Source organism: Roseibium album, from assembly GCF_001404515.1.
Taxonomy (GTDB): domain Bacteria; phylum Pseudomonadota; class Alphaproteobacteria; order Rhizobiales; family Stappiaceae; genus Roseibium; species Roseibium album.
In genome coordinates this window covers 179,063-204,754 of the sequence record NZ_CXWE01000006.1, presented here as the reverse complement: position 1 = coordinate 204,754, position 25,692 = coordinate 179,063, and the positions used below count along the sequence as shown (strand labels likewise).

At 57.3% G+C, this 25,692-nt stretch carries 24 protein-coding genes and 1 pseudogene; 12 read left to right on the top strand and 13 right to left on the bottom strand.

The genetic code is table 11. The annotated features are described in order from the left end of the window. Nucleotides 1–7 precede the first annotated feature (7 nt). From LA5095_RS20685 to LA5095_RS32810, 6 genes are all read right to left on the bottom strand, one after another. A complete protein-coding gene (locus LA5095_RS20685) occupies nucleotides 8–1,018 on the bottom strand; it encodes an NAD(P)-dependent oxidoreductase (protein WP_055118380.1) in 1,011 nt (336 codons plus the stop codon). After that, nucleotides 1,015–2,088: a carbohydrate ABC transporter permease gene (locus LA5095_RS20680; RefSeq protein ID WP_055118378.1), complete on the bottom strand. Its 1,074-nt coding sequence runs from the start codon at nucleotides 2,086–2,088 to the stop codon at nucleotides 1,015–1,017. The genes LA5095_RS20685 and LA5095_RS20680 overlap by 4 nt, the downstream gene beginning before the upstream one ends. Further along, nucleotides 2,081–3,097, bottom strand: coding sequence for a carbohydrate ABC transporter permease (locus LA5095_RS20675; RefSeq protein ID WP_055118376.1), 1,017 nt, complete (start codon nucleotides 3,095–3,097; stop codon nucleotides 2,081–2,083). The genes LA5095_RS20680 and LA5095_RS20675 overlap by 8 nt, the downstream gene beginning before the upstream one ends. A gap of 71 nt (nucleotides 3,098–3,168) precedes the next feature. Continuing rightward, nucleotides 3,169–4,449, bottom strand: a complete 1,281-nt coding sequence (locus LA5095_RS20670) for an ABC transporter substrate-binding protein (protein WP_055118981.1) — start codon at nucleotides 4,447–4,449, stop codon at nucleotides 3,169–3,171. A 22-nt stretch (nucleotides 4,450–4,471) separates the two neighbouring features. Further along, nucleotides 4,472–5,197 carry a GntR family transcriptional regulator gene (locus LA5095_RS20665; RefSeq protein WP_055118374.1) on the bottom strand — a complete coding sequence of 242 codons (726 nt, stop codon included), beginning with the start codon at nucleotides 5,195–5,197 and terminating at the stop codon, nucleotides 4,472–4,474. Further along, nucleotides 5,194–5,502 carry a hypothetical protein gene (locus tag LA5095_RS32810; RefSeq protein WP_055404473.1) on the bottom strand — a complete coding sequence of 103 codons (309 nt, stop codon included), beginning with the start codon at nucleotides 5,500–5,502 and terminating at the stop codon, nucleotides 5,194–5,196. The genes LA5095_RS20665 and LA5095_RS32810 overlap by 4 nt, the downstream gene beginning before the upstream one ends. Nucleotides 5,503–5,812: 310 nt before the next feature. On the opposite strand from LA5095_RS32810, the gene LA5095_RS20655 reads away from it, so the two are divergent. Further along, nucleotides 5,813–6,469, top strand: a complete 657-nt coding sequence (locus LA5095_RS20655) for a dienelactone hydrolase family protein (RefSeq protein ID WP_055118370.1) — start codon at nucleotides 5,813–5,815, stop codon at nucleotides 6,467–6,469. A gap of 66 nt (nucleotides 6,470–6,535) precedes the next feature. Here the strand turns inward: LA5095_RS20655 and LA5095_RS20650 are convergent, their stop codons facing one another. From LA5095_RS20650 to LA5095_RS20630, 5 genes are all read right to left on the bottom strand, one after another. Further along, on the bottom strand, nucleotides 6,536–7,042 hold the full coding sequence (locus tag LA5095_RS20650; protein WP_055118368.1) for a RidA family protein: 507 nt from the start codon (nucleotides 7,040–7,042) through the stop codon (nucleotides 6,536–6,538). Continuing rightward, complete coding sequence (locus LA5095_RS20645; RefSeq protein WP_082442835.1) at nucleotides 7,032–8,939, bottom strand: TRAP transporter permease; 1,908 nt, start codon at nucleotides 8,937–8,939, stop codon at nucleotides 7,032–7,034. The genes LA5095_RS20650 and LA5095_RS20645 overlap by 11 nt, the downstream gene beginning before the upstream one ends. 38 nt (nucleotides 8,940–8,977) lie before the next feature. Continuing rightward, a complete protein-coding gene (locus tag LA5095_RS20640; RefSeq protein ID WP_158510421.1) occupies nucleotides 8,978–9,997 on the bottom strand; it encodes a TAXI family TRAP transporter solute-binding subunit in 1,020 nt (339 codons plus the stop codon). Nucleotides 9,998–10,127: 130 nt separating this feature from the next. Continuing rightward, nucleotides 10,128–11,042 (bottom strand): LysR family transcriptional regulator, encoded by a 915-nt coding sequence (locus LA5095_RS20635; RefSeq protein WP_055118361.1) that lies wholly within the window; start codon nucleotides 11,040–11,042, stop codon nucleotides 10,128–10,130. A 163-nt stretch (nucleotides 11,043–11,205) separates the two neighbouring features. Further along, nucleotides 11,206–12,054 carry a MurR/RpiR family transcriptional regulator gene (locus LA5095_RS20630; RefSeq protein ID WP_055118980.1) on the bottom strand — a complete coding sequence of 283 codons (849 nt, stop codon included), beginning with the start codon at nucleotides 12,052–12,054 and terminating at the stop codon, nucleotides 11,206–11,208. Nucleotides 12,055–12,334: 280 nt separating this feature from the next. On the opposite strand from LA5095_RS20630, the gene murQ reads away from it, so the two are divergent. The 10 genes and pseudogenes from murQ (at nucleotide 12,335) to LA5095_RS20585 (ending at nucleotide 23,084) form a co-directional block, all read left to right on the top strand. Further along, on the top strand, nucleotides 12,335–13,282 hold the full coding sequence (murQ, locus tag LA5095_RS20625; RefSeq protein ID WP_055118360.1) for an N-acetylmuramic acid 6-phosphate etherase: 948 nt from the start codon (nucleotides 12,335–12,337) through the stop codon (nucleotides 13,280–13,282). A 34-nt stretch (nucleotides 13,283–13,316) separates the two neighbouring features. Then, a complete protein-coding gene (locus LA5095_RS20620) occupies nucleotides 13,317–14,837 on the top strand; it encodes an ABC transporter substrate-binding protein (protein WP_055118358.1) in 1,521 nt (506 codons plus the stop codon). 20 nt (nucleotides 14,838–14,857) lie between these two features. Continuing rightward, complete coding sequence (locus LA5095_RS20615) at nucleotides 14,858–15,817, top strand: ABC transporter permease (RefSeq protein WP_055118356.1); 960 nt, start codon at nucleotides 14,858–14,860, stop codon at nucleotides 15,815–15,817. After that, nucleotides 15,814–16,656, top strand: coding sequence for an ABC transporter permease (locus LA5095_RS20610; protein ID WP_055118354.1), 843 nt, complete (start codon nucleotides 15,814–15,816; stop codon nucleotides 16,654–16,656). Before LA5095_RS20615 ends, LA5095_RS20610 begins: the two co-directional genes overlap by 4 nt. Beyond that, nucleotides 16,653–18,377: an ABC transporter ATP-binding protein gene (locus LA5095_RS20605; RefSeq protein WP_055118352.1), complete on the top strand. Its 1,725-nt coding sequence runs from the start codon at nucleotides 16,653–16,655 to the stop codon at nucleotides 18,375–18,377. The genes LA5095_RS20610 and LA5095_RS20605 overlap by 4 nt, the downstream gene beginning before the upstream one ends. A gap of 3 nt (nucleotides 18,378–18,380) precedes the next feature. Continuing rightward, entirely contained in the window at nucleotides 18,381–19,388 is a 1,008-nt protein-coding gene (locus tag LA5095_RS20600) for a serine hydrolase domain-containing protein (RefSeq protein WP_055118351.1), read from the top strand. Nucleotides 19,389–19,390: 2 nt separating this feature from the next. Continuing rightward, nucleotides 19,391–20,497, top strand: a pseudogene (locus LA5095_RS20595) (anhydro-N-acetylmuramic acid kinase); the annotation flags it as partial. Beyond that, nucleotides 20,498–20,950 (top strand): GNAT family N-acetyltransferase, encoded by a 453-nt coding sequence (locus tag LA5095_RS33285; RefSeq protein WP_235808866.1) that lies wholly within the window; start codon nucleotides 20,498–20,500, stop codon nucleotides 20,948–20,950. It abuts the pseudogene before it with no gap. Nucleotides 20,951–20,955: 5 nt separating this feature from the next. Beyond that, nucleotides 20,956–22,212 carry a UDP-N-acetylglucosamine 1-carboxyvinyltransferase gene (gene murA, locus LA5095_RS20590; protein WP_055118349.1) on the top strand — a complete coding sequence of 419 codons (1,257 nt, stop codon included), beginning with the start codon at nucleotides 20,956–20,958 and terminating at the stop codon, nucleotides 22,210–22,212. After that, nucleotides 22,209–23,084 carry a glucosamine kinase nucleotide-binding domain-containing protein gene (locus LA5095_RS20585; RefSeq protein ID WP_055118347.1) on the top strand — a complete coding sequence of 292 codons (876 nt, stop codon included), beginning with the start codon at nucleotides 22,209–22,211 and terminating at the stop codon, nucleotides 23,082–23,084. Before murA ends, LA5095_RS20585 begins: the two co-directional genes overlap by 4 nt. Before the next feature lie 187 nt (nucleotides 23,085–23,271). Here the strand turns inward: LA5095_RS20585 and LA5095_RS20580 are convergent, their stop codons facing one another. Beyond that, nucleotides 23,272–23,832: a carboxymuconolactone decarboxylase family protein gene (locus LA5095_RS20580; RefSeq protein WP_055118345.1), complete on the bottom strand. Its 561-nt coding sequence runs from the start codon at nucleotides 23,830–23,832 to the stop codon at nucleotides 23,272–23,274. 145 nt (nucleotides 23,833–23,977) lie between these two features. Here LA5095_RS20580 and LA5095_RS20575 point away from each other — a divergent pair, with 145 nt between their 5' ends. Further along, entirely contained in the window at nucleotides 23,978–24,679 is a 702-nt protein-coding gene (locus tag LA5095_RS20575; protein WP_055118343.1) for a winged helix-turn-helix transcriptional regulator, read from the top strand. Here LA5095_RS20575 and LA5095_RS20570 read toward each other — a convergent pair. Next, on the bottom strand, nucleotides 24,676–25,683 hold the full coding sequence (locus tag LA5095_RS20570; RefSeq protein WP_055118340.1) for an NAD(P)H-dependent flavin oxidoreductase: 1,008 nt from the start codon (nucleotides 25,681–25,683) through the stop codon (nucleotides 24,676–24,678). The genes LA5095_RS20575 and LA5095_RS20570 overlap by 4 nt on opposite strands. Nucleotides 25,684–25,692: the final 9 nt, after the last annotated feature.

Below are 25,692 nucleotides of genomic sequence, written 5' to 3'. Positions count from 1 at the left end.
CTTCTTGCTACCGGCTGCGCATCTTGCCGGCCAGGCTGGGTTCGGCGCGTTGCATTCTAAGTGGGGGGAGACCCTTCAGAATCTGACCCACGTCGTCCAGCATGGCTTCACGAATGCGCGCATAGGACGGTCGGATCCCGCCTGCCAGATGCGCGGAATACAGCACTTTCGGTGTCATTCGAACGGGGTCGTCCGGTGCGACGGGCTCTTGTGGAAAGACATCGACGGCAGCGCGGAATCGTCCTTCGCCCGCCAGTTCGACAAAATCCGGGAACGAGACAATTTCGGCTCGACTGGCCAAAATGACGGAAGAATCCGGGCGGATCGTTTCAAGTTTGCTCCGGTTCAAAAAACCCTCGTTTTCCGATGTCACACCCGCGAGCAGGAAAATGAACTTGGGTCGGGTCAGCAAATGTTCCAGCGAGACGGGTTCCAAACCTTCGTTGCGCAGGTAGCTGTCCGAAAGCCAGGGATCGTGCACCATGATCCGACAGCCGAATGGTTGCAGCAGCGGCGCAAGTGCCCGGCCGAGATTTCCGTAGCCGAGAAGCGCCACGTCAGCGCCATAAAGCGAATAAGCAGTCTCGTTTCCGGCAATTCCATAGGCTTCGCTGCCATCACGGAAGAGACCATCGGACGTATGAAGACCCCTTGCCAGCATGATCGCCTGACCAACGCAATATTCGGCGACAGCCGGGGCCATGCAGGGAGCTGCCGAGAGGACATGAATGCCGCGCGCGTGGGCTTCGGCATAGTCGATGTTGGGTTCCCAGTTAGCCTTGACGTTAAGAATGCCACGCAGTCTGGGAGCTCGGTCGAGCCGCTCCTTGGGCATGGCGGTCTGACCGATGATGATTTCGACTTCTGAGAGGATGTCGTCAACCAGGTGGTCAGGCGCCCGGCTGCCGAAATGGGCGACCACGCGGCCCATTTGGTTCAGCGTGTCTTCTGTCGCCTGATCGTAAACCATCATTTCATTACGTGGATGCGGGTCGAGGAAAATAAGAGGTTTCGTCATTTCATTCCTGAGCTTGCAATACCCGTGGTGATAAACCGTTGAAGAAATCCGAACACAACCACGACCGGGATCAGTGTCACGACAGTCATGGCCAGAATATAGTGCCATTGCACGTCGAGCTCGCCCTGGAAGGCGTTCAGCCCGAGTTGCAACGTGTAGACTTCGGATCGGTTCAAGACGATCAGCGGCCACAGAAAGTCGTTCCAACGCCACATGATGGAAAATATTGCCAGCACCGCGATCGCGGGCAGGGCAAGGGGCAGTACGACGCGCCAGTAGATCTGCCATTCACTCGCACGGTCCATGCGGGCAGCCTCGATCAGATCACGTGGCAGCGTCAGCATGTACTGGCGCAACAAAAAGACCCCGGTCGGAGTGGCAGCTCCGGGCAAGATTACGGCCCAAAGTGAATTGACCATGTCGAGTGACGTCACCACCAGGTAAACCGGGACCAGGATCACGGTGATCGGGATCATCAGCGTTCCGATCACGAAGATCATGATCGCGTTTCGCCCCTTGAATTCGTAGATCGACAAGCCGTAGGCGGCCATGGAATTGATCAGCAGCGTTATCGCGGTTGCAACCACTGTTACGATGATGGAATTCCACAGATAGCCGCCGAAATTGAATTTGCGCAGAGGCTCGGTGTAGTTCTCGCTGGCAATGCGAAATTCGCGAACAGGTGTGCGATTGGAAATCGGAACTTTGTAAGTCTGGTCTGGATTGGCGGGATCAACCATCTGGCTGACAATTCCGATGCGCCTGACTTGCGCCAGTTCCATTTCCGTACCGTCTTCCAGCGTTGCGCGGAAGATCGGCAGCGGTTTGTCATATCCCTCGACCTCGGCGCTGATCTGACCCAATGGCAAAAGTGTCGGCGGAAACTCCAGCAGACCTGCGGGCGTCTTGAAGCTGGACAGAACCAGCCAGACGACAGGTCCGAACATCAGGAGAATGCCAAAGGCCAGGTAGAGGTAGGTGAATATGTCCGTCCAGTGCAGCTTACCCCTGCCGCGCCTCGCGGTGAGCAACGTTCCGATCGTCCGACGATGAGCGGTTGCGTCAGCCATTGTTGCGCCTCCTTGTGGCAGCGAGTTGCAGCATTGTAAGGACGAACAAGACCACGCCCAGAACGACTGACGACGCGGACGCAAGGCCAAAATTCTGAACCTGATTTGTAAAGCCGGTGTTGTAGATGTACTGGACGATGAATTGTGTGGCAGTGCCGGGCCCGCCGCCCGTAAGTACGTAAACCTCGTCGAAGATCTGCACACCCTTGATCAGCGCCAACACAATGACGACAAGCATGTTTGGCCACAAAAGCGGCAGCGTGATCCGCCAGAAGACCCTTTCCTTCGACGTACCGTCCATTTCCGCTGCTTCGTAAAGGTCTGGCGGAATGGCCTGAAGCCCGGCAAGAAGAATGAGAGTGTAGAAACCCATATGTGCCCAGATCGAGACGAAAACGGCCCAGAACATCGCCCATTCGGGCGAAACGAAGAACAGTATTTTGTCGAGACCGAGCGACACCAGAAATGCGTTCAAGATACCGTCACGTAGAAGAATCCACTTCCAGATCAACGCAACGACAACCGGCGACAGAAGCACGGGAAAGAAGAAAACAGCACGGAAAAAGCCGCGCGCCCTGATCTTGCGATTTAGGATTATGGCTGTGATCAGGGAGAATATGACAAGGAATGTCACCTGAAAAAGGACGAATATCGCGGTGTTGAAGATGCCCTTCCAGAAGCGGTCCTCCTGGCAGGTTGCGGACACCATGTAGTTTTCGCATTTGAACAGAAACGAGTATTGCTCGCCTCCGACATACACGCGGTCCTGCAGGAACAGATTGGTTCCGCCGGTGAGCGAGAAACCGAAGTTGATGAATAGCGGGATGATCACGAACATCCCGAAAAAGGCGAGATTTGGAAGAAGAAATACGTATGGCATCGACCCGATGCCGCCCATCTTCTGTATCCCGCGAAGCGGGATGTCGAGAAGTCTGAAAAACATCTGCAACGGCCAGGCAGCAATGGCCTGAAGCTGTTCTGACGCCGTTTTACTGGGTTTGGGAGACATGGTTCAACCTGGCGGGAAAATGCCAAAAAAAGGAATGTATCCCGGCCAGAAGGCCGGGATACGGACAACACTCAGTTGCCGCGTTCTTTTTCGGCAAGCTGCTTTTCAACATCCTGCGTCATGCGGTCAAATGCCTGGTCCAGCGTCAACTCACCGACGATTGCCTCGCCGAGGCGTGAAATCAGGGCGTTGAACATCACACGGTTGTTCGCGTATCCCTGAAGGTCGAAAGCGGTCGGCGAAATGCCCGGTACGGCATTTGCGAATGTTTCGAGTGCATGTTTGGCACGCGGGTCGTCGGTGGCAAAGTCAACGCCACCTGTCGCCAGCCCGAGATGACCCGGAATAAACAGGTTCTTGCCGTAAAACTCCGCCAGGTTTTCTTCCTGCGCGAGGAAGTCCATGAGCTTGGCAACCTCTTCCGGATGATCGCTGTCCTTCATCGCAACCAGGGCCGCTCCACCGGGCATGCCTGTACAGGCAGCGGTTCCGCAGGGCGCAGGGACAGCCCACCAGTCAAACGCGTCACCGATTTTGTCGGCAAATTGCGGGATTTGCCACGAACCGGACATGTACATCACGACCTGTGCGTTGGCAAAATCCTCGTTGGCGCCAAGATAGGTAGACCCGGACACGGACCCCCACAGCTCCTTCGCCATTGTGCCGTCCTGATGCCAGTCGTACAGCTTGGTTGCCATTGACTTGAGACCGTCATCGACAAGTGCAGGGTTGCCGTCATCGTCGAACATTTTCGCGCCCATCGCGATCGCCGGTCCCGATACCCGGTGTCCCGACCTGTCCCATGCCATCGGAATGGGGATGTCCAGCTTGGCGGCGACTTCATTGACGGCTTTGGCCCAGTCGTCCCAGGTTGCACCTTCTCCTGGCATTGCGACACCGGCTTGCTCAAAAAGTGTCTTGTTTACATAAGGGCCCGTAACGGTCAGCTGTGTCATGAAGCCGGAGATCTGGTCTCCGTCCGGATCGAGCCATTTAAGGAACGGACCGAAATTTTCGCGCCAGTAATCGGCGTTTTCCAGGTACGGAGTCATGTCCAGATAATACTTGGACAGACCACCAAGGTCGGTCACACGGGCGATGTCGGGCCCATCGCCAGCAGCAAGCTGCACAGGCAGACTTTCAAGAATGGCCTTGTAGGGAACTACGTCGAGCGTGACGGATATGTCAGGATTTTGCTTCTCGAATTTGTCGAGCAGAGCCTGCATGGCTTCACTCTCATTGCCGTCGTTGTACCAGGTCATGCGCAAATCGGCTTCCGCCATTGCGTTGCCTGTCAAAAGCGCCAGCGACAGGACGCTGGTGCCAAGCAGTGTTTTCATTCGATTGGTCATGGTTACTCCTCCCGACCTTTTGCTAGCCATCATCGGCAGGCAATTGTGCCTGCAGCTGCAGCAATGTGCCGTTGTCCGGCACCAGTTCCAGAACCGAGTGCACATGCTTGCGCATCTCCAGAGCGGCTCCGTCTCCATCCCCCGCCGCAATGCGGCGGACAATCTTCAGATGATCACGATATGCCCGCATCGACCGATAGGGAATGCCCGACATCATGCGGAAACGTTGCCGGTCGACGTGGCCCTTGACCGAATGGACGAGGCGCCAGGTGTTCGGCACTCCCGCCAATACAGCCAGTTTTGCGTGAAACTGCTCATCTTCCTGAAAGAATGTTGCATAATCATCGGCATCGGCCGCCAGCTTCTGAACCGCAAAGGATTTTGCCAATACCTGGCGGTCAAGCCCTCTTTCGGCCAACCGGCGCACGACGGCTTCCTCAAGAACCGAGCGCATGAAAACAGCTTCTTCAAGACGCTCGGTATCCAGCATTGCAACCACCGAACCGACCTGCGGCCGCGTGACGATCAAACCTTCTCCCGCCAATTGTTGCATGGCTGTTCGCAAGGGAGTTCGGCTTATTTTCAACTGGGCCGCAAAAATGCCTTCGCTGATTGGAGCGCCGGGCGGCAATGTGTTGTCAACAATGCATTGCCTTAGGAATTCATAGGCTTGCGGGGCGATCGGCAGCGACGGATTGACTTGCCAAGTGGAAAACAGGTCTTCCGTATCGCGGGTCAGAGCTTTCATGCCGTGAACGCCCTGGTTCTGAATTCGCCCAATTGAGCTCCCCGGACCGTGTCGGTGCACTCGCTTGATGCGGATTTGCAGAACGTAATCGCGACGTTCACGGTGTCGAATACGGTGGTTTTGGCATCATTTCGGAGCGGAATGTTGCTTTCGGTCGATTTCTGAATTCGCTGTCTCGGGAAATCGTCCTTTCTCCCCGCTGCGGGGGCGGGAATGTGGTAAAATGCCTGGACAGCACCAAAGACTTCCAGCTGCCGACGATCCGGCAGTTTGGCTGCATATTGCGGCTCAGTCCATTTTCGCATGTGCTGCACGGGTGGCGTTCCTGTTCCCTTTAATACTAGTATACCAGTATACAGATTTTGGCAAAGACTGTGCTGCACCATGAAACTGAGCAGGCGAAAACTCCGGAATTTGACTGGTTGCCAGGCGCAACGTCCGGGCAAATGGGTAGAGCACCGTCATTGGACGCAGTCGGGCATTCACTGTTTTGACGGTGTCATTGAATGTGACCAAGACCCTTTGCCGGCCAGAGTACTGTGTCCACCGGAGAATAGTCGAAACGGAGCGGCTGTTCTTTATGGGCATGCTCATGGAAATCGATACGAAATCGGCATGACAGAAGTGTCTGACGGACGGCCGAGCCTGTTGCTGCCGCCGGTGGGCCTTTGGCTTGCAAGCCTTGGATACGTGGTGCTTTGCCCGGAGATGCCGGGTTTTGGGCGCCGGCAATCTGAGGGAACGGAGTCTGAGCTCAGCAAAAAGGCGCTGTGGCACGGTCGACCGCTTCTGGGCCTCATGCTTGACGACATGGATCGGGCATATTCTGCTCTGTCTGCATTTCCGGGGATTGAACGCGGCCGCATTGCCACTTTTGGCTTGTCCATGGGAGCAACGCTTTCCTATTGGCATGCAGCACTAAATCCTGACATCTCCAGATGTTCACATCTGTGCGCATTCTCCAGCATTGGTGAGTTGATCAGGACCGGGGCGCACGATCTTCATGGGATTTACATGACCGTCCCCGGTCTGTTGCCGGACTATGATATGGGAGATGTTGCAGCACTCATTGCACCAAGACCTCAGTTCATCGGGGCGGGTTACATGGATCCGCTGACGCCGCAAGCCGCATTTGAACCTGCGTTCGCGCGTGTGACCGACGCCTACGCGCGGAACGCCCGCGACCTGAAAACTTTTATCGAGCCGAACGGTGGACACGCTGAAACAACAGGCATGCGTGCGGCGCTGAAACAATTTCTTGCCCCGCTTTGATCGCGCGCCGATCCAGGTGACGAAGAATTCAATCTGGTGTCTGTCGTTTCACTGTGACGGCCCATGTCATGTCGGTTCACTGCAAAGCGCCGCAGTGATTTCGACCAGGACAGGTGCGTTTCTGGGTAAGCTTCTGACACCAATGACAGATCGAGAATGACGCCCCGCATCTCCAAAATACTCTACCAGCAAGATTGATGCTGCGTCCGCGACCTCGGAGATTTGCGTAAAACCCTCCGCATGAGCAACAAAGCATTTGAGACGCAATATGCGTTCGATATTGTCCAGGCCACCCGCTGACCTGTTTAGCCAGGCGAGGGCCTGTTCAGCGCAGATCTGCGCGGCCGCTTTTGCTTCTTCAAACGACACGCCACTTCCGACCAGGCCACAATAGGCAAGTTTTCCCTGATGTTTGGGGATCTGACCTGCAATATAGGCAATGCGTTCATGCACGGTGATCGGTTCATAGGCAAAAACAGTCGGTTCGGGTGGCGGTAGTTTCCATTCACGCCGGGAGGCCACCGGACCGGTTGTCTTTGACGAATTGGGGACCAGCTGGTCGTTATTCTTCATTGCCCACTTTTCCAATCAATCTGTGTCCAAACCGGTGCCTTTGCAGTCCAGTTACCAGCGCAATGACCACAATCGCCGCTGCATTGAACGCCGGATTGTGTGTCACGAGCATCACGGCCGCGCCAACGAGAAGCGTCCGACCTGTCCACTTGAGAGGGCGTCCGCAGAGCCACCCTGTCACAGCCATCGCAAGGCAGATGATTGCCAAGGCAGAGCGCGCCAGAACCAGAAACAACATCGACCAGTCTCCCTGGCCAAGGAGCTCAGGATTGGCAACAAACAGGAACGGAATGACATAGACAGGGATACCCAGCAGGAAGGCACGCCATCCAACCGAGGTCGGGCTTGTGCCTGCTATGGGTGCTGCAGCAAATGCGGCGACCGCTACGGGAGGCGTGATCTGGCCAAGGACCGCATAATAAAAAACAAACAGGTGAGCAGCCAGCGGTTGCGCCCCCAGATCCACAAGGGCAGGGGCCACCAGTGTTGCCTGGATGATATAGGCTGGTGTCGTCGGCATGCCCATGCCAAAGACGAATGCCGCAAACATCGCCAGAACGAGTGCCAGGTAGAGATTGCCGTCAGCGAATGAAATCACCAGACTGCTGAAACGAAATCCGAGGCCTGAAATCTGCACGATCCCGACAATGATACCGGCAGAGGCGCAGGCAATTGCCACCACCACCGCCGCTTTTGCACCCAGTTTTAGCCCTTCGGCGAGAACAGCCGGTGATACCATTGTGCTACGCCGCAGGAACGGCGTCGCCAGTGTTGCCATGACACCATAAAAGGCGCAAAGACTGGGCGTATAGCCAAGCAAAAGAAACGTCATGATGACGACAAGCGGCAGAAGGAATGTCCAGCCGGCCTTGAATTCCTGCCAGGTAGCACCGCGTTGCCTGCGCTCCATGGGTTGAAGGCCCTGCTTGAGAGCTTCCCAGTGAACGGCAATGAACAGGGACAAGAAGAACAGAATGGCGGGGATCGCCGCGGCGGTGATGACTTCCTGGTAGCTGATACCCAGGATAGCCGCCATCAGAAAAGCTGCCGCGCCCATGATGGGTGGTGTGATCTGTCCGCCTGTCGAGGCAACGGCCTCAACCGCACCGGCAAATGCCTTGGGATATCCGAGTTTTTTCATCAACGGGATCGTAATGGCACCGGTCGTGGCGACATTGGCAACCGCGCTGCCGGACATGGTGCCCATCAGGGCGCTGGCCATGACCGCCATTTTTGCGGGACCGCCACGCGTTGCTCCTGTGGCTGCGCGTGTGACATTGACGAAGAAATCGCCGCCACCTATGACCTGCAACAACGCACCAAACACGACAAACAGGAATATGAAGTCGGCCGAAACACCGAGCGCGACACCAAATATGCCCTCGAAGCTGAAATACATCTGGTCGACAAATTCATTGATGCCGACGCCGCCATGCGCGAGCGGACGAAGCATGTCTACATATCGCAGGTATGGTCCGACAAACCCGTAGACGATGAAAACGACGCACAGCGCTGAGATCGTCAACCCAAGGCTTCGCCGCGTCAACTCCAGCACGGCTATAACTGTGCCAATAGCAACGAAGAGTTCGAACGGCGAAGCCTCAAGGGTCCAGGGAGGACGGACGACAATTTCCGCGTGGTTGAAAATCAGATAGCCAAGACACACCGCGGACAGGGCAATGAAAAGACCATCGACCGGACCGCGTAGGCGTTTGATCGGAAATTTGTAGATCAAATACCCGATCAACAAGGCGAACAACAGATGCCAGCCCCGCAGAATGATGTTTGGCATCAGGACAAACGGAGAGGCCGCTGCAAGGTGAAACACTGCCATGGCGACTGCCAATGCACCCGCGACCTGTTCGGACTTAAGACGCATGCCTGAGATGTCTCTCATTCAGGGTTTCAAACACGTGGTGAAGTACCCAGGGCGGATCAGTTCAGGGCCGGCTCATCAAACGCAATACCCTTGTCCTTGTAGAACTGTGCGGCTCCGGGATGAAGAGGTACGGCCATTCCATGGCCTGCCGTCTCACCCGAGATGAAGTTCAGCAGGGCATGGGTCTGCTTGAACCGGTCGAGATTGTCCCAGATTGTCGAGGTGACCTTGTAGGCAACGTCATCAGGCATCTTGTCGGAAGCAAACAGGAAGGTTTTTGTGCCAACTGAATTTGCCGGTGCTGACTGCCCCTGATACAGACCAACCGGGAGCTCTACTTTCTGGAAGCCACCACCATGCTTTGCCAGGTATTCGTCAAGTTTGGCTTCATCCAGTGACAGAACCCTGATCTTGCGGGCCGTTTCGGTGGCAAGCACCGTCGAATGCGGGTAAAGCGCTACCCACATGACCGCATCAAGCTGGCCATTGCGAAGTCCATTCTGGGACTCCTTCCAGCTGAGTTTGTGCATGGTACCGCCATCAGCTTCGATATCATCCGTCGTCATGCCGTGAACGGCGAGGAGATTGTTGAATGCATTCCAGGATGTCTGGCCAGGTTGACCGGCGCTGACTTGTTTGCCCTTTAGATCTTCAATGCTGTGAATGTCGGAATCGGCGTCCACCCAGATCTGGATCGCACTTGGAAAGAATGTCATCAGTCCGCGGACATTCTTGATCGGCTTGTCCGGGGTTGCCGGGTCCCGCCCGTGCCACGCATCGGTCGCGTTGCTGGCAGACGTCAGGCCGATATCAGCCTCGCCAGCGGAAACGCGCAGCAGGTTCGGGCCGGAACCGCCTGGTTGCACGCCAACAACGCTGTCAGGAAATGCTTCGCGCATCAGGTTTCCAAGGCCGGTGGCGACAACGTTGAAGGTGCCGCCACTTGGACCGCCACCAATGTTGAGAAATTCAGGATCATCGGCACTTGCGGGCGTTGCCATGCTCAGAACTGATGTGACGAGTGCGACGCTAACGGTGGAAAGGATCGAACGTCGATTAATTGTAGTAGGTGCCATTGTATGAATTCCTCCCATCAATGATGGGCGGAGGACACTACGTGATGTTTGGCGTGGCAATCATTTTCATGTGATTTTTTGATAGAAAAGCACCATTTATTTGAAAAAATTATAAATGAACAGCCATAGGCTATCGAAGCCACTGGGGTTTGAGCACCTCCCGCATATTGTCAACAAAGCCTTGCGCAGCGGGCGAAAGAGCACGGTTTGCGCGGGTGACCAAACCGATCTTGCGGTAGAGTGGCGGGTCGAGAAGCGTTCTGAACACCAGGTCGCGTCCATCGGACCGCATTGCCATTTCCGGCAGAGCAGCAATCCCAAGGTTGGCTTTCAAAAGGGCAAGAACTGCTGCAATATTGGAGCCTTCAATCCAAGGCGACGAGATGTTGTTCGGTGTCGGGTCGATCGTATCGAGCAGTGGCCTGATTCCTGTATCGGCACCGAATGAAACAAACGGGTATCCCTCAAGTTCGCTCCATCTGATTGGTCCTGTCTCGCCTGCCAGAGGGTGGGTGGGATGCATCACGGCACCGAAGGGATCCCTGATAAGAGTCTCAAAATGAAGGCCTTCTTCAGCCTGAATACGTCCAGCGATGCCGAGGTCCACTTCGCCATTGCGCACCTGTTGCCAGATTGCCGCCGTGTTGTCGTCACGCAGCGATATCCGGATGTTTGGATAGGCAGCCGAAAACTGGGAAATTGTGGCCGGCAGCACATTTGTTGCGATGGAAGGCAACACGGCGACTGCGACCCTGCCTCTGCGACGTTCAGCCGTTGCGCGCAAATCCTGTAAAGAGGCCTCCAGGTCGTCACTCAGTCTTTCAATAGTCGGCAGGAACGCTTTGGCCTCCGCAGTCAGGTGGAGTTCTTTTGTAGTGCGATCGAAGAGCCGAAGCTTCAACTCCGCTTCCAGATGTTTGATTGCTGCGCTTACAGATGGTTGCGACGACGACAAGCGTTCTGCAGCGCGCGTGAACGATCGTTCGCGGGCAACGGCAATAAAGGTTCGAAGTTGGGTCAGCGTGATCTTCATTTCTTGTTCCATGCGCCGGCCGGTTCCTGCGAATTAGTCGTGTTTTACGTGAGCTGTTGAAATTGCCCTGAATGTGTGTGTACGCCCTCAAAGCGCAGGCAAACAAAACAATTTGTGTTACCTGGTTTCGAGTGGCTACGCAGAGTTTTGGACGGGCCGGGTTCCCTCGGATCCCCTAGGTTTTTAGAGTGGAGACAGCGTCTTCCGCGGCATGGATGAGACCGTTGGCACGGCTGTCGGACTGAATGAGCAGGATGAACATGAGATCCGCGAGGGCGAGTTGAGCGTCACGGGTGAAGATTGCCGAACTGCGGGCCTGATGCTCATCTGCGACGATATAGAGCTGGATTTCCGACAGGTCGGCAAGGCGATTGGGTTGAACGCCTGTTACGGAAATCACGGTAGCGTTCTTTTTGAGCGCTGTCTCGGCAATGCGGCGGCTTTCAAGCGTGTCGCCCGAATAGGAAAGCGCGATACACAGATCGCCTTTTTCAAGCGTTGCGGCATTGGCAATCTGGATGTGGCTGTCTGCGTCGAACAACACCATGTAGCCGATTTTCTGGAGCTTGTAGGCGAAGTCCTGGGCTACGAGCGAAGAGGCGCCGACGCCGACAAGCTGGATCCGCCGCGCTGTGCGGATTGCGTCCAGGGCTGCTCGCAACGTTTTCTCGTTGTTGACTGAAAGCGTTTGCTGCATGGCGTGGATCTTAGAGCCGAGCAGTTTTTGCAGTATGGTCGCGAACGGGTCGTCACTGCCGATCGTTCCGTGAATTACTCCCGCTGGCACCTGCCACGTTTGCGACGCGGCCTTTGTAACCGCGACCTTGAAGTCCTGATATCCACGGCAGCCGAGTTTCTGGCAAAACTTGACGACACTGGACTGGCTGCGACCGGTCTGTTCTGCCAGTTCAGCGGACGAAAGATGGATCATCTCGTCAGGCGAGGCGAGAACAAACTTTGCAATCTCGCGCTCCGCAGCCGTAAGGCTGTCCATTTGCCCCTTCATTATTGTCAGAATCGACATGGTGCATCCTTGTGAAAGGTTCGGAATCATCATTTCGCAGGAACCGTTCAAATGGAATAGATATTTCCATCGCCGCGAATAGCTTCGTTGTTGTCTATACTCCGGAGCAGGGGCGCTCTCTTTCGGCAATCTTCTAAGTGCATGAATTATAAATTGAATATTCTGTTCTTTGCCCCAATGATACAATACGTGCAAATAATAAGGAATAAAAAATTGAACAAATCGTTGACTATTGGAATAATTAAGTCGAAGATCATGCGAAAAGTAACAGGGGGTTCCAATGTCCGATCCGCTGTCGGTTCGTTCACTCCGCAATCTTGTTTCCGAGACGCGAAATCCGCGCACGACGGATGTCGACCTGCTGCCGGTTCCTGAAGTGGTTGGCCGGATCAATGCAGAAGACAAGATGGTTGCGTCTGCCGTCGAGGCGGAACTGCCGGTCATCGCAACGGCGGTCGAAGTCATAGCCGATGCGTTTCGTGCCGGAGGACGTTTGATCTATATCGGCGCGGGAACGTCCGGCCGCCTGGGCGTTCTTGATGCTTCCGAATGTCCGCCGACTTTCTCGGTGCCGCCGTCGATGGTCATTGGCATTATCGCCGGAGGTGACCGGGCGTTGCGCCATGCCGTCGAAGGGGCCGAGGACAGCGAGGCCCAGGGAGCGGATGATCTGGCGGCCGTGTCCTTGACCGAACTGGATGTGGTTGTCGGTATCGCCGTTTCGGGCCGGACACCCTATGTGATCGGCGCTCTCGACTATGCCTCGGAAGTAGGCGCGCGCACCATGGCGCTCACCTGCAATCCCAATTCCCTCTTGTCACGCCATGCCGAGATTTCCATTGCACCGGTCGTTGGTCCTGAAGTCGTCACGGGCTCGACCCGGCTCAAGTCAGGTACGGCTCAGAAGATGGTGCTGAACATGCTGACCACCGCGGCAATGATCCGCCTTGGCAAGACTTACCAGAATTTGATGGTTGATCTGTCGATCTCAAATTCCAAGCTGCAGACACGTGCCGTCGGTATCCTGTCGGAAATAACAGGCGTTGAGCCGGAAGAGGCCACTGTTCTTCTTGCCGAGGCTGGCAATGACGTCAAGCTGGCAATCTGCATGAAACTCACGGGACTCAACCGGGATGCCGCCAGTAAGGTTCTCGCGGAAAACGGCGGTGTACTGAGGAAAGCAATAGACAAGACGCGGGGAACAATCTGCGCAAGACTGACGGACTAGATCGCCTAATCGTTCTACAGAGGGAGATTGCATTATGTCAAAGATGATTACCAAGTCACTTGGGACGGTCGGCCTGGCCGTAATACTGAGCACCACGGCGTTAAGTGGCGTGTCAATGGCCGAAAACCTCAAGGTTGCGTGGTCTCAGGATGCCACCGGCCTTGATCCGCATAAACAGACTGCCTTTTCGTCGATCCGATTCCTTGAACTGATGTATGAGCCGCTTGTGCGCCTCGACAAGGATGCCGAGATCGTTCCTGCACTCGCCGGTTCCTGGCAGTTCAACGACGAAGCCACGGTTCTGACCATGAAACTGGACGAGGGCGCCAAGTTCCACGACGGCTCGGCGGTCACACCAGCTGACGTCAAGGCCAGCTTCGAACGCATCCTCGACGAAGAAGTCGGTTCGGCAGCCCGTGCGAATTTCACCGCGATTACCTCGATCGATACGCCGGATGACATGACTGTCGTCTTCAATCTCGACGGCCCGAACGTCCCGTTCCTGACCGCACTCGCTTCGGTGAATGCAGCGATTGTGCAAGCCAGCGCAATCGAAGCTGGAACCATCGGTACCGAGGTCGTGGGATCCGGGCCGTTCAAATATGAGAGCTGGACACCGAATTCGAGCGCCACCCTGGTCGCCAATGAGGACTGGCACGGTGGTGAGGTCGCCATCGACGGGCTCGATATCTCGGTCCTGCCGGACGAAACATCGATTCTTGCGGCGCTGCGTTCGAAGCAGGTGGATTTTGCGCTGATCAACGATCCTTTTGTGGCAACCCTGATCCCGCAGGCATCCGGCCTCAAACTGGCCAAGGCGCCGGTCCTTTCCTACCACGTTCTGCAGTTGAACCCGTCGCGTGGTCCGCTGACCGAACAAAAGGTTCGCCAGGCGATCTCCTGCGCTGTCGATCGTCAGGACGTTCTCGACACTGCGCTCCTGGGCGAGGGGGCTGTCACCGGGCCGCTGACCATGGCGGCTTATGCGACGCCGCAAGATCAGCTCTTCTGCTACCAGCAGGATCTCGAAAAGGCCAGGCAACTGATGGCCGAAGCCGGTTTTGCCGATGGCTTCGACATGAACATCATGGCCGCAACCGGAGAGCCGCCAACCGCTGCCTCCGAAGCACAGGTTCTCCAGTCGCAACTGTCTGAAATCGGCATCAATCTGACGATCGAGATGAAAGAACTGAACGTCTATGTCGACCACTGGCTGAAAGCTGATTTCGACATGGCCGTGGCATTGAATGGCGGCAAGCCGGATCCTTACACCATGTATAACCGCTACTGGACCAAGGATGGCAACCTGCAGAAAGTTGCCAATTATATCGATGACGATCTCGATAGCCTGATGGCACAGGGCAGGGAAGAAGCCGACCCGGCCAAGCGGAAGGAGATCTTCCAGTCCTTCGAAAAACATCTGGCGGAAGTGTCGCCCTGGGTCTGGCTCTACACGGGATATTCCTATGCCGGGACACAGGACTACGTCGACGGTTTCGAACCGACACCCACCGGTTCGTTGTTCGGTCTCGCTAACGTCAGTGTGAACAAGTAGGCCTGCAGACGGAGATCCTCATGTCCTACCCGATCAAACGCCTTCTGGTGTTTCCGCTGGTGATGCTGGGCGTGTCGGTCTTCGTCTTTATTTCCATCCGGCTGGTGCCGGGCGACGCGATCACCGCGATGCTTGGCACCGAGTCCGGTCTGCTGACCCCCACTCAGCGTGACGCTCTCAGGGCCTATTTTGGCCTCGATCAGAACTGGTTCATTCAGTTCTGGAGATGGTTCGCAGGCGTGCTGCAGGGCGATTTCGGAATTTCAACGACTTACGGAAAGCCGGTGATGACGATCATCTGGCAGCATTTCCCGCTGACGCTTGAACTGGCGATCCTGTCGATGCTGATTGCCCTGTCGATCGGTATACCCGCCGGGATCTATGCCGCGACACACAAGGACCGGCCATCGGATCTCATCGTGCGCATCGTCGCAATGTTCGGTCAGTCGACGCCTAGTTTTGTTGTCGGACTGCTGCTTATCTATCTGCTCTCCGTGGGCTTCGGCGTGTTGCCCGAAATGGGAACCTTTGTGCCGATCACCGAGGACCCACTTGCCAATCTTGCACAGATGATCCTGCCGGCCATCACACTCGGGACTGCCTTTGCTGCCGCAGTCATTCGCATGTCACGCTCCACCATGCTGGACATCTTGCAGGAAGACTATGTTCGAACCGCCCGCTCCAAGGGCATGTCGCGCCGCCGCGTGATCTGGCGTCATGCCCTGCCGAATGCGCTGATCCCGGTGATCACGCTCTCGGGAGTCGAATTCGGGTACCTTCTTGGCGGTGCTGTGCTGGTTGAACAGATATTTGCGCTGCCGGGTCTAGGACGCACCGTTCTCGATGCGATTTTGCAACGTGACTACGCTCTCGTCCAGGGTTCGGTTCTCTTCATTGCCTTCAACTTCATGGTTGTGAACCTGCTGGTGGACCTCGCCTACGCAGCCCTCGACCCGCGCATTCGATTCGAAACCAAATGACAGCTCTCCTGAAAGATCTCACGCGTCATCCTTCGGGGCGTATAGGTCTGATCACATTTGCGGTTTTTCTGATCGCTGCGGTCTTGGGCAAGACCGGCTTCACTCCCTACGACCCGCTCATCCAGGACCGTATCGCCAGGCTGCAAGGCCCCTCGGCCGCTCACTGGTTCGGGACTGACCTGTTCGGGCGGGATGTGTTTTCGCGTTTGATGGACGGGATCGGTCAGAGTTTCATAATCTCGTTTTTCTCGGTAGGCATTGCCTCTTTGCTCGGCGCCGTTCTCGGCCTGACAGCTGCGTGGTTCGCCGGGCTGTGGGATGGTGCCGTCATGCGCTTCATGGATGTTCTGCTGGCCTTTCCGGCTATCCTGCTCGCCCTCTTGATCATCACGATCTTCGGGCCGGGCACCTGGACGTCGGTCCTGGCCATTGCCATCGTCTACACCCCGATCTTCACACGTGTCGTGCGCGGGCCCGCCCTTTCGCTGCGCCGCCGTGACTTTGTCGACGCCGCCCGTACCTTCGGCTCGTCACGCCGTTACATCATGACGCGGCACCTGGCACTGAATCTCGTCGCACCGCTGACGGTCCAGATTACGCTTGCACTCGCGTGGGCGCTGGTAACCGAGGCGGGATTGAGCTTCCTGGGGCTCGGTACCCAGCCACCCAATGCATCGCTCGGCTTGATGCTTTCCGATGCCCGAAACCTCATGGAGATGGCTCCCTGGCTCCTTTGGATGCCTGCGGTTGCTTTGATGCTCGCCGTGCTCAGCTTCAACCTGCTGGGCGATGCCCTGCGCGATATCCTTGATCCGAAGACCCGGAGGAGGCTGGCATGAGCCTTCTTTCTGTTCGAAACCTGAAGGTTGGCTTCGGCCCACGGCCTGAGGAAAACCAGGTTGTTCACGGCGTCAGCTTCGATCTCGATCCCGGTGAGACCCTGGCCATCGTCGGCGAAACCGGGTCGGGAAAATCTGTAACATCCATGGCTGTGAACCGCCTCGTAGACTATGGCGGCGGCCGGATCACCGGCGGTTCGATCAGTTACACGCGTTCCGATGGCGCGTCGCTGGACCTTGCCTCGGCTGCCGAGAGTGAACTGGAACAGATCCGTGGCCGCGAAATCGGCATGATATTTCAAGAGCCGATGACATCGCTCAACCCGGTGATGACGATCGGCGCGCAGATTGAAGAGATCTTCCGGCTTCAGCAGGGGCTAACCAGGGCAGAGGCAAGGGAAGCTGCGTGCAAGGCCCTGGAACGTGTGCGTATACCCGATGCCGCCCGGCGTCTTGGCTATGCGCCGCATCAGCTTTCCGGTGGCATGCTTCAGCGCGTGATGATCGCGATCGCGCTCGCCTCAAACCCACGGATTCTGATTGCGGATGAACCGACAACCGCGCTTGATGTGACAATCCAGGCGCAGATCATGGGATTGCTTTCCCAGATGAAGCGCGAGACCGGGACGGGGATGATATTCATTACCCATGACATCGGCCTCGTCGCCGGTATCGCTGACCGGATCATGGTCATGCAAGATGGCAAAGTGGTGGAGCAGGGACCACTCGACAAGATCCTGGACAACCCGCAGCATCCCTATACCCGGCACCTCTTGAGCGCTGTTCCCCACTTTTCGGACGGCAAATCGGTCCGGAGCGACAAAGCCTCTGCGGATCGAGTGCTGAAGGTTGAAGATCTGAGCGTCCGTTTTCCGGTTCGTACGGGCCTGTTCCGCAAGCACACAGGCAACATCCACGCCGTCGAGCGAGTTTCGTTTGAGTTGAGGGCTGGCGAGACGCTTGGAATTGTCGGCGAATCCGGATCTGGAAAATCGACGACCGCGCGCGCCATTCTAGACCTCGTCAAGCCGACCAGCGGCGTGACCCAGGTCGATCGGACTCGGATTGGCGGCACCGAAAAACCGACACAAATGGTGTTCCAGAATCCAAATGCCTCATTGAATCCACGTCTCACTGTCCAAAGTATCCTTGCGGAACCCATAACCGCTGTGGGGCGCCGTATTGATGAAGAGGCCATCACCCGGATGGAATTACTGCTGAGCCGTGTCGGCTTGCCCGCCGACAGCCTCACGCGCTATCCGCATGAATTTTCAGGTGGTCAAAGGCAACGGGTCTGCATCGCCCGGGCACTCATGCTGAAGCCTTCCGTTCTGGTACTGGACGAAGCGGTTTCGGCTCTCGATGTCTCTGTCCAGGCGAAAGTGCTCGATCTGTTGATTGACCTGCAGCGGGAATTTGGCCTGGCTTATCTCTTCGTGACCCATGACATGGCCGTGGTCGAGCGCATCGCGCACCGCATTGCCGTGGTTTATGCCGGAGAAATCGTTGAAATTGGCGATGCCCGTGAGTTGCTGGCGAACCCGCGCCACAGATACACCAGGCAGCTGATCGAGGCCGTCCCTTCACTTGAACGCCGTCGTGCCGAATACAGCATCGATTCCCGTGCGATGCCTTCCCTGGTGCGCCCTATTGGTTTTACACCCGAAGTGGAGGCATGGCTGGGGGCAGGCGAAGATCATTTCTACCGGCAGGAGGCATGATCCTTGGACAGACAAGCCTCCTTCGATGTTGCATTTGCCAGGTTCGAGACCGCCGTGACCTCAGGGAATGTTCCGGGAGGCGTTCTTGGCTTCGTCTCACGGGATGGCGCTCGGATGACCCGTGCCGCCGGCCAGGCGCAGCTCGTGCCTGAATCCCGGCCGATGACCGTGGATACGTGGTTCGATCTGGCTTCTCTCTCCAAGGTCATTTTAACCACCGAGCGGATAATGCGCCATGCCAGGGAGGGCCGCATCAATCTGGATGCGCCGCTCACTACGCTGATACCGGACCTGCGCCAATATCACCCGGACACCGCATGGGAGCGGCAGCTGACCATTCGCCAGTGCCTTGGCCACCAGACAGGATTGCCACCTGTCTTTCCGATCTATACCTATGGCAGTGATCCGGACCTTTTGCGCGCCTTTGTGTTGCAGCATGAATGGCCCCGTGGAGAGGCGGTGTACTCCTGCATAAATTTCATTCTGCTCGGCATCGGGCTCGAGCGGCTCGAAGGGTGCCGGATACGGGACATGGATCCGGGCTTTGGCTTCGCCTTTTCCGGAAAGGCACCCATCACGGCAGCGACCGAATATTGCAACTGGCGCGGCCGTGTGCTCGTCGGCGAGGTTCATGACGAGAATTGCTTCGCTCTTCAGGGCGCGGGCAATGCGGGCCTCTTCGGTACCGTGAGCTCCGTTCTGGACTTTGCACAAGACCTTCTCGACAAGGAAGCAGCTGGAGACAGTCATCCGCGCCTGTTGCGGACCCCGGTCGGGTCAACCCGTGGTCATGGCTGGGAATTGCCGCATCCGGACTGGTCAGGCGGCGGCCAATGCTCGGACCAGACCATCGGGCATACCGGGTTCACCGGAACAGGGCTCTGGATTGACTTCGCGGCGGGACATGCCTGGACCCTTCTGACCAACCGGGTGCATCCCAGCAGGTTCAGGCAGAGTGACATCATCCCGCTGCGACAGGCGGTTGCCAATGCAATCTATGGGAAGGACTGAACATGGAACCGATCTGGGCCGTGGGTCTGATGACCGGTACCGTCCTCGACGGCTATATAGACGTGGCCCTGTTGAAGACCGACGGTGAGACAATCACCGAGTTCGGTAGCTATGAGCTGGTCCCTTATCCGGACGAAACAAATCGTCTGCTTGAAAAGACGCTCGCCGAAGCGCGTGCGTGGGCCTTCGACGGGCCGGAACCGGACATCTTTGTCGAGGCGGAAGCGGCAATTTCCCGCGCCCAGGCAGATGCGGTGTGCAATGTGGTCGAAGCTGCCGGGCTCACCATGGCCGATATCGGCATCATCGGTTTTCACGGCCAGACAGTCCTTCATCGTGCCCCGATTCCCGGGCGTATCGGCGCAACGCGCCAACTGGGTGATGGCCGGTTGATGGCGCAACTTCTGGGCACGGATGTTGCCTATGATTTCCGCTCGGCCGATATTGCCGCCGGCGGACAGGGCGCACCCCTGTCAGCGATCTACCACAAGGCCCTTCTGGCCAGCGCGGGTTGCCCGAAAGACACTGCAGTGTTGAATCTCGGCGGCGTTGCCAATGTCACCTGGATCTCTGGTGACGGGCAGATTGCAGCCTTTGACACCGGTCCCGCCAACGCGCCGATCAACGATTTCGTTCGCTCCAGGGGAGCCGGGGATATGGACCGCGATGGCGCGAATGCACTCGCTGGAACCGTCGATGAGCCACGTTTGGCGGAGCGGCTGACGATACCTTATCTCAGTCAGCCCTATCCGAAATCGCTGGACCGTTTTGACTTTGGCTACGACTGGGTGGAAGACCTGTCCCTTGAAGATGGTGCCGCGACTTTGACTGCCTTTTCAGCCGCAGCCGTTGGTGCCGGTCTCGACACGCTGCCGACACGCCCGACCCGCCTGGTGGTCTGCGGCGGTGGGCGCTGGAACCCGGCGATGATGAAAATGCTTGAGACCTACGCGAAGGTCGAGGCCGTCGCAGCCGAAGATCACGGTTGGCGCTCGGACGCCGTCGAAGCAGAGTGCTTCGCTTTGCTCGCGGTAAGAACGCTGCGCGGGCTGCCGATTTCCTTTCCGACGACCACCGGTGTTGAGACGCCGCAATGCGGAGGACGGATTGTGCGTGCCAACCGGCCCGGTGACCCGATCCTGACGATCACCGACGCGCCGGTCGACCACTGGCAGACGATCCATGAGGATCTCTTCGCCTATAACGCTGCCTTCGTCGGAGAGCCGAACCGGTCCGAATTGCAGGTCATGCTGCACGACCAGAAGGGGCAGGTGATTGCCGGAGCTTTCGGCTTCACGATTTGGAACTATCTTTACATCCAGTGGCTCTGGGTTGCGGAAAAACATCGGAATCAGGGAATGGCAATTCGGCTTCTGGAAGCGGCCGAGAAACGCGCTCAGAAACGGGGCTGCACCGGCGCCTGGATCGATACATTCAGTGAATCGGGGCTCGCAGCCTATCGCAAGGCCGGTTACGAAGTTTTCGGTGAGCTACCGGATTTTGCCGCAGGGCAGGCGCGGATTTTCCTGCGAAAATCGCTTGAAGCGACAAACAAGGGCTGAAGCATATGGATAGATTGCGTATCAGGGGAGGCAACGTACTGCGCGGTGTGGTTGACATTTCCGGCGCAAAGAACGCTGCGTTGCCCCAGATCGCCGCCGCATTGCTGAATCCCAATCCGGTCGAGTTGACGAACTTGCCTGCCGTACGCGATGTCGACACGATGCTGACGCTGGCCTCCTTCCATAATGCCGAGGTGGACAAGGGCATCGGCCGCGTGGTGATCACCACGAAGGACCTGTCGCAGCAGGAAACCCCTTACGACACGGTGCGCCGCATGCGCGCGACTGTTCTGGTGCTGGCGCCGTTGCTTGCGCGCTGCGGTCACGCCAAGGTTTCTCTGCCTGGAGGATGTGCGATCGGCGCCCGGCCGGTGAATATGCACATTCACGCGCTTGAAATGCTCGGTGCTGAAATCGCACTTGAGCGCGGGACAATTGTCGCCTCCGCTCCGAATGGACTACGGGGCGCGCGGGTCGTGCTTCCCGGGCCTTCGGTTGGGGCGACTGCGGCAACGATGATGGCCGGTACCACGGCAAAGGGCGAGACAGAAATCCTGAATGCTGCCCGGGAGCCGGAGATTGCCGATCTGGCTGCATTTCTGCGCGCCATGGGTGCGCGTATCGAAGGAGAGGGGACGCACCGCATACTCGTCAGCGGCGATACGAGCTGGCGCGCTGCCCGGCACCATTGCATTCCTGACCGTATCGAAGCCGGCACCTATGCTGTTGCAGCTGCGATTACCGGCGGCGAGCTTGAATTGCTCAACGCCCGGTTGGAACATCTCGCGTCCGTCGTCCAGGTTCTTGAGACCATGGGGGTGGAGGTGTGGCCGAGTGATCGCGGCATGGTGGTTGCCCGTCGTGGCCCGCTCACCGGAGCGGACGTGACAACGGAGCCGTATCCAGGTTTCCCGACGGATCTTCAGGCGCAATTCATGGCCCTTGCGACCTGCGCGGAAGGTGCGTCTCTCATCCGGGAGACCGTGTTCGAAAACCGCTTCATGCATCTGCCCGAACTCTGCCGTCTGGGTGCCGAGATCAAGCTCCAGGGGCCAAGTGCGCTGATCCGTGGAAAAACGGAGTTGTTCGGAACAAGCGTCATGGCGACGGATCTGCGCGCTTCCGTTTCCCTTGTACTGGCCGGTCTCGCCGCGGAGGGGGAAACGGTTGTCAACCGGATCTACCATCTCGACCGGGGTTACGAGCAGCTTGATGACAAGCTCAGGCGCTGTGGTGCCGACATCGAGCGGTTGACGGCATGAAGGAGGGTCCCTTTTTCCTCGGTGTTGACGGCGGCGGAACGGGCTGCCGGGCGCGGATCGAAGACGCGGCAGGAAGGGTTCTCGGGCAGGGTCTTGCCGGGCCGGCGGCGACGCGGCTCGGAATCGAAAAGACATGGGATGCGATCATGGCGGCGAGCGCAGATGCCATGAGCGAGGCTGGTCTCGGACAAGAGGTTCTCGGACAGGTTCGGGTCGGCGTTGCACTTGCGGGTCTCAGCCGGAAAGGGGTACTGGAGGCCCTTTCGAACCATCCACATGAATTTGCGGGAATCGTTTTCGTCAATGACGGAATGGGCGCCTGTCTCGGAGCGCATTCCGGTGAAGACGGCGCGATTGTCATCGCCGGAACCGGTTCGGTGGGGATTGGACTCGTCGACAGGCAGGAACTCCGTGTTGGAGGTTATGGTTTCCCGATTTCCGACGAGGGAAGCGGTGCGTATCTGGGGCTGAACGCGGTGCGCGCGGCCTTGCGCGCCCATGATGGCCGGGAGGATAAGACGGCGCTACTTGCGGAAGTAATGAAAAAATTTTCGCACGATCCGATGGAGGTTGTCAGGTGGATGGACCAGGCGACAGCCACCGACTATGCCGTCTTCGCTCCCACGGTATTGCGCCATGCCGAGCAGGGCGATCCGGCAGCCCGGCAGATCGTTCAGGCTGCCGCTGGCGAGATAGACACCCTGGTGCGCGCACTGCTTGCACAGGGAGCCCCACGCGTTTCTCTTCTCGGTGGATTGGCAAGCCCTCTGGAGCCGTGGCTTGCCCATGATGTGCGCAGACGTTTGAAACCGGCAGACGGAGATGCGGTCTCAGGCACTATTCTCTTGGCACAGCGCTCTGCCGGGGAGTAGGACAAGACGTAAAGGAAACGTCTTGAACACCCTACTTGAAAGTCAGGACCTGGAAAGCTTGGTAGGTCCGTTGCAGGATCGGCCTGAGACCCAGGTCTTTTTGCATATAGTGAGGGCACATCAAGGGCAGCAGATACTGTCAAGCAATGCCTGAGCGATCTTCAGCCTTTTTCGCGACCTGCAAAGCTCATGCTGCTTCCACCTTCGGATCCCATGCATAGGGTGCAAAATTCTCATCGAGCGGCAGCTCCAGCAAGTTGGCGGTCATGTTGCTCAGTGTTTTGTTTGCGACGCCTATGATCACTTCCAGAGCCTGATCCGGGCTGTAACCGGCCATCAGAAAATCCGTGCGTTCTTTGGCGCAATTTCGGCCGCGTTCTGTTGTTAGTTTCCGGGCAAACCGCGCCAGGGCACCAAGACGATCATCATCAGGGTCCCGGCCATCGCGCATCGCGCGGACGTGGGCGTCTTTGAGACCCGCGTCAGCGGCAAATGCCGTGTGACCAGCAACGCAGTAACGGCACCTGTTGGCGACACTCACCGCAAGTTGGACCACTTCGCGTTCGGCGGGAGACAGGCTGCTGTCGCCAAATGCACCCGTCAGCCCGACAAATCCGTTCATTGCGCCGGGAAGGCTGCCATAGACGGCATAAACGTTGGGAACGAAACCGCGCGCTTGAGTGATAGCTTCAAAAATCGCACGTGATTTAAGGGCTGCTGTTTGGGCCGTGTGGATAGGTAGGTTCATGTGTTCTCTCCGGTTTGCAGACCCACGACTGGGCCGCCTGATGCAATGAGAGTTACCTGACCCTGACGAGACTGGATGCTTTACAAGTTGGAGCAAAACACTATACGGATTGGAGCGCCTTGCTACACTTTCTGGAGTAACCTTGATGTCGCACAGCTATGGCCAGTGGTGTCCAATCGCCAAATCGACCGAGATTCTGGGCGAAAAATGGACCATGCTGATTGTGCGCGAACTGTTGATGGGGAGCACGCGGTTCTCCGAACTCCAGCGAGGGTTGGGAGCAATTTCGCCCACGCTCTTGACGCGCAGATTGGTCACTTTGGAGGAGTATGACCTGGTGTACAAGCGTCGTATCCAGGGAGGCCGGGGTCACGAATACATACCGACCGCGAGCTGTCGGCAACTGCAGCCGATCTTGTTGGCACTGGGCAGCTGGGGCATGGAATGGTCGAAGGCATTCATGAGCGACGCGGATTACGATGTTGAACTGCTGATGCTGTATCTTCAGCGCAGCATCGTTCCCGACAATCTACCCGGCAACAAAACGGTTGTCCTGTTCCAGTTTACGGATTTCAACGAGCAACCAAAGTGGTGGATCACGGTTGAGGGTGACAGTGTTGATGTCTGCACCACCGATCCGGGCCTGGATGTTGACGTGTTTATCACAACCAGGGTTCGCGCGATGGCGGACGCGTGGTTGGGTCGCACAACCTACAAGGCGGCCAAGGCTTCTGGAGCGATGGAGATCACTGGGCCTACCGCTCTGACACGTAACATTTCAAGTTGGCTCTCCGATTGCATTTTTGCAAGTCTGCCGAATGCCGAGGAAATTTTGGCCACGCGTTAAGGCAATCGCAACGCGGCATGCGCCTTTGCCATAATGCTGTCTACAATGGCGCCGGTGGGGTCGACGCTGTTTACCAGACCAACGCTTTGGCCGGCCCACATTGACAGCGCCTCAATCTCGCCAGTCATCGTGTGGTGAGGGGTTGTAGATTGATAGGCCGTGATGGAGTTGCCACCTCGCTTGGCTATGATTTCACCGGATCGATGGCGTGTCTGGTTGTCGGGACGGCCTTCTTCAAGCCAGCGATCCGCTAACGCGTTGCGCAACACGCGATGTGCCGCATTTGACCATCCGACATTGTACAGGTCGGTTTCGTGAACTGTGTCCGAATGCTGGGCCGCAATGACATGCGCGATGTAATCAGCGTGCGCTGCACTTTCTGGCGTCGCCAGAAAACGGGTCCCCATGACAACACCGCTTGCCCCTAAACATAGTGCGGCCGCCAATCCGCGTCCGTCGGAGATACCACCTGCAGCCAACACGGGAACTGATCCCGCAGCATCTGCCACAGCGGGAAGCAGGGGCAATGTCGCGACTGTGCCTTTAACATGTCCGCCAGCCTCCCAACCTTGTGCGATCAACACATCTACGCCGGCCTCAACGGCACGTTTCGCCTCTTTGGAGGTTGAAACGGTCTGCATCACCAACGCCCCGTTTGCATGGACGTGCTCTACAAAGGGAGCAGCGTCCCCCCAAAAGAAATGAACTGCATTGGGGCGATGTGACAGGCAATACTCCAGCCGCGCGTCCTGGGGCATGTCCAGGCAAAGATTGACGGCAAATGGTGCGTCAGTCTTTGCGCGCAGGTTTGCCAGTTCGGTGTCAATGGTCTCCTTGCTGCTCCAGGAGCAAGGCATGATTGGATACCCGCCTGCGTTTCCAACGGCGGCGGCCAGATCGCTTTCCACGGCTCCTGCCATTGGGGCGAGCACGATGGGATGATCTACTCCGACCATTCTGGTGAACGGCGTTGGGATGGCCGGACGGATTGTCTTCGTACCCATGATCGATTT

Coding starts and splice junctions, on each gene's coding strand:
- LA5095_RS20685 (WP_055118380.1), bottom strand. CDS start 1,018: ATGACGAAACCTCTTATTTTCCTCGACCCGCATCCACGTAATGAAATG.
- LA5095_RS20680 (WP_055118378.1), bottom strand. CDS start 2,088: ATGGCTGACGCAACCGCTCATCGTCGGACGATCGGAACGTTGCTCACC.
- LA5095_RS20675 (WP_055118376.1), bottom strand. CDS start 3,097: ATGTCTCCCAAACCCAGTAAAACGGCGTCAGAACAGCTTCAGGCCATT.
- LA5095_RS20670 (WP_055118981.1), bottom strand. CDS start 4,449: ATGACCAATCGAATGAAAACACTGCTTGGCACCAGCGTCCTGTCGCTG.
- LA5095_RS20665 (WP_055118374.1), bottom strand. CDS start 5,197: ATGAAAGCTCTGACCCGCGATACGGAAGACCTGTTTTCCACTTGGCAA.
- LA5095_RS32810 (WP_055404473.1), bottom strand. CDS start 5,502: ATGCGAAAATGGACTGAGCCGCAATATGCAGCCAAACTGCCGGATCGT.
- LA5095_RS20655 (WP_055118370.1), top strand. CDS start 5,813: ATGACAGAAGTGTCTGACGGACGGCCGAGCCTGTTGCTGCCGCCGGTG.
- LA5095_RS20650 (WP_055118368.1), bottom strand. CDS start 7,042: ATGAAGAATAACGACCAGCTGGTCCCCAATTCGTCAAAGACAACCGGT.
- LA5095_RS20645 (WP_082442835.1), bottom strand. CDS start 8,939: ATGAGAGACATCTCAGGCATGCGTCTTAAGTCCGAACAGGTCGCGGGT.
- LA5095_RS20640 (WP_158510421.1), bottom strand. CDS start 9,997: ATGGCACCTACTACAATTAATCGACGTTCGATCCTTTCCACCGTTAGC.
- LA5095_RS20635 (WP_055118361.1), bottom strand. CDS start 11,042: ATGGAACAAGAAATGAAGATCACGCTGACCCAACTTCGAACCTTTATT.
- LA5095_RS20630 (WP_055118980.1), bottom strand. CDS start 12,054: ATGTCGATTCTGACAATAATGAAGGGGCAAATGGACAGCCTTACGGCT.
- murQ (WP_055118360.1), top strand. CDS start 12,335: ATGTCCGATCCGCTGTCGGTTCGTTCACTCCGCAATCTTGTTTCCGAG.
- LA5095_RS20620 (WP_055118358.1), top strand. CDS start 13,317: ATGTCAAAGATGATTACCAAGTCACTTGGGACGGTCGGCCTGGCCGTA.
- LA5095_RS20615 (WP_055118356.1), top strand. CDS start 14,858: ATGTCCTACCCGATCAAACGCCTTCTGGTGTTTCCGCTGGTGATGCTG.
- LA5095_RS20610 (WP_055118354.1), top strand. CDS start 15,814: ATGACAGCTCTCCTGAAAGATCTCACGCGTCATCCTTCGGGGCGTATA.
- LA5095_RS20605 (WP_055118352.1), top strand. CDS start 16,653: ATGAGCCTTCTTTCTGTTCGAAACCTGAAGGTTGGCTTCGGCCCACGG.
- murA (WP_055118349.1), top strand. CDS start 20,956: ATGGATAGATTGCGTATCAGGGGAGGCAACGTACTGCGCGGTGTGGTT.
- LA5095_RS20585 (WP_055118347.1), top strand. CDS start 22,209: ATGAAGGAGGGTCCCTTTTTCCTCGGTGTTGACGGCGGCGGAACGGGC.
- LA5095_RS20580 (WP_055118345.1), bottom strand. CDS start 23,832: ATGAACCTACCTATCCACACGGCCCAAACAGCAGCCCTTAAATCACGT.
- LA5095_RS20575 (WP_055118343.1), top strand. CDS start 23,978: ATGTCGCACAGCTATGGCCAGTGGTGTCCAATCGCCAAATCGACCGAG.
- LA5095_RS20570 (WP_055118340.1), bottom strand. CDS start 25,683: ATGGGTACGAAGACAATCCGTCCGGCCATCCCAACGCCGTTCACCAGA.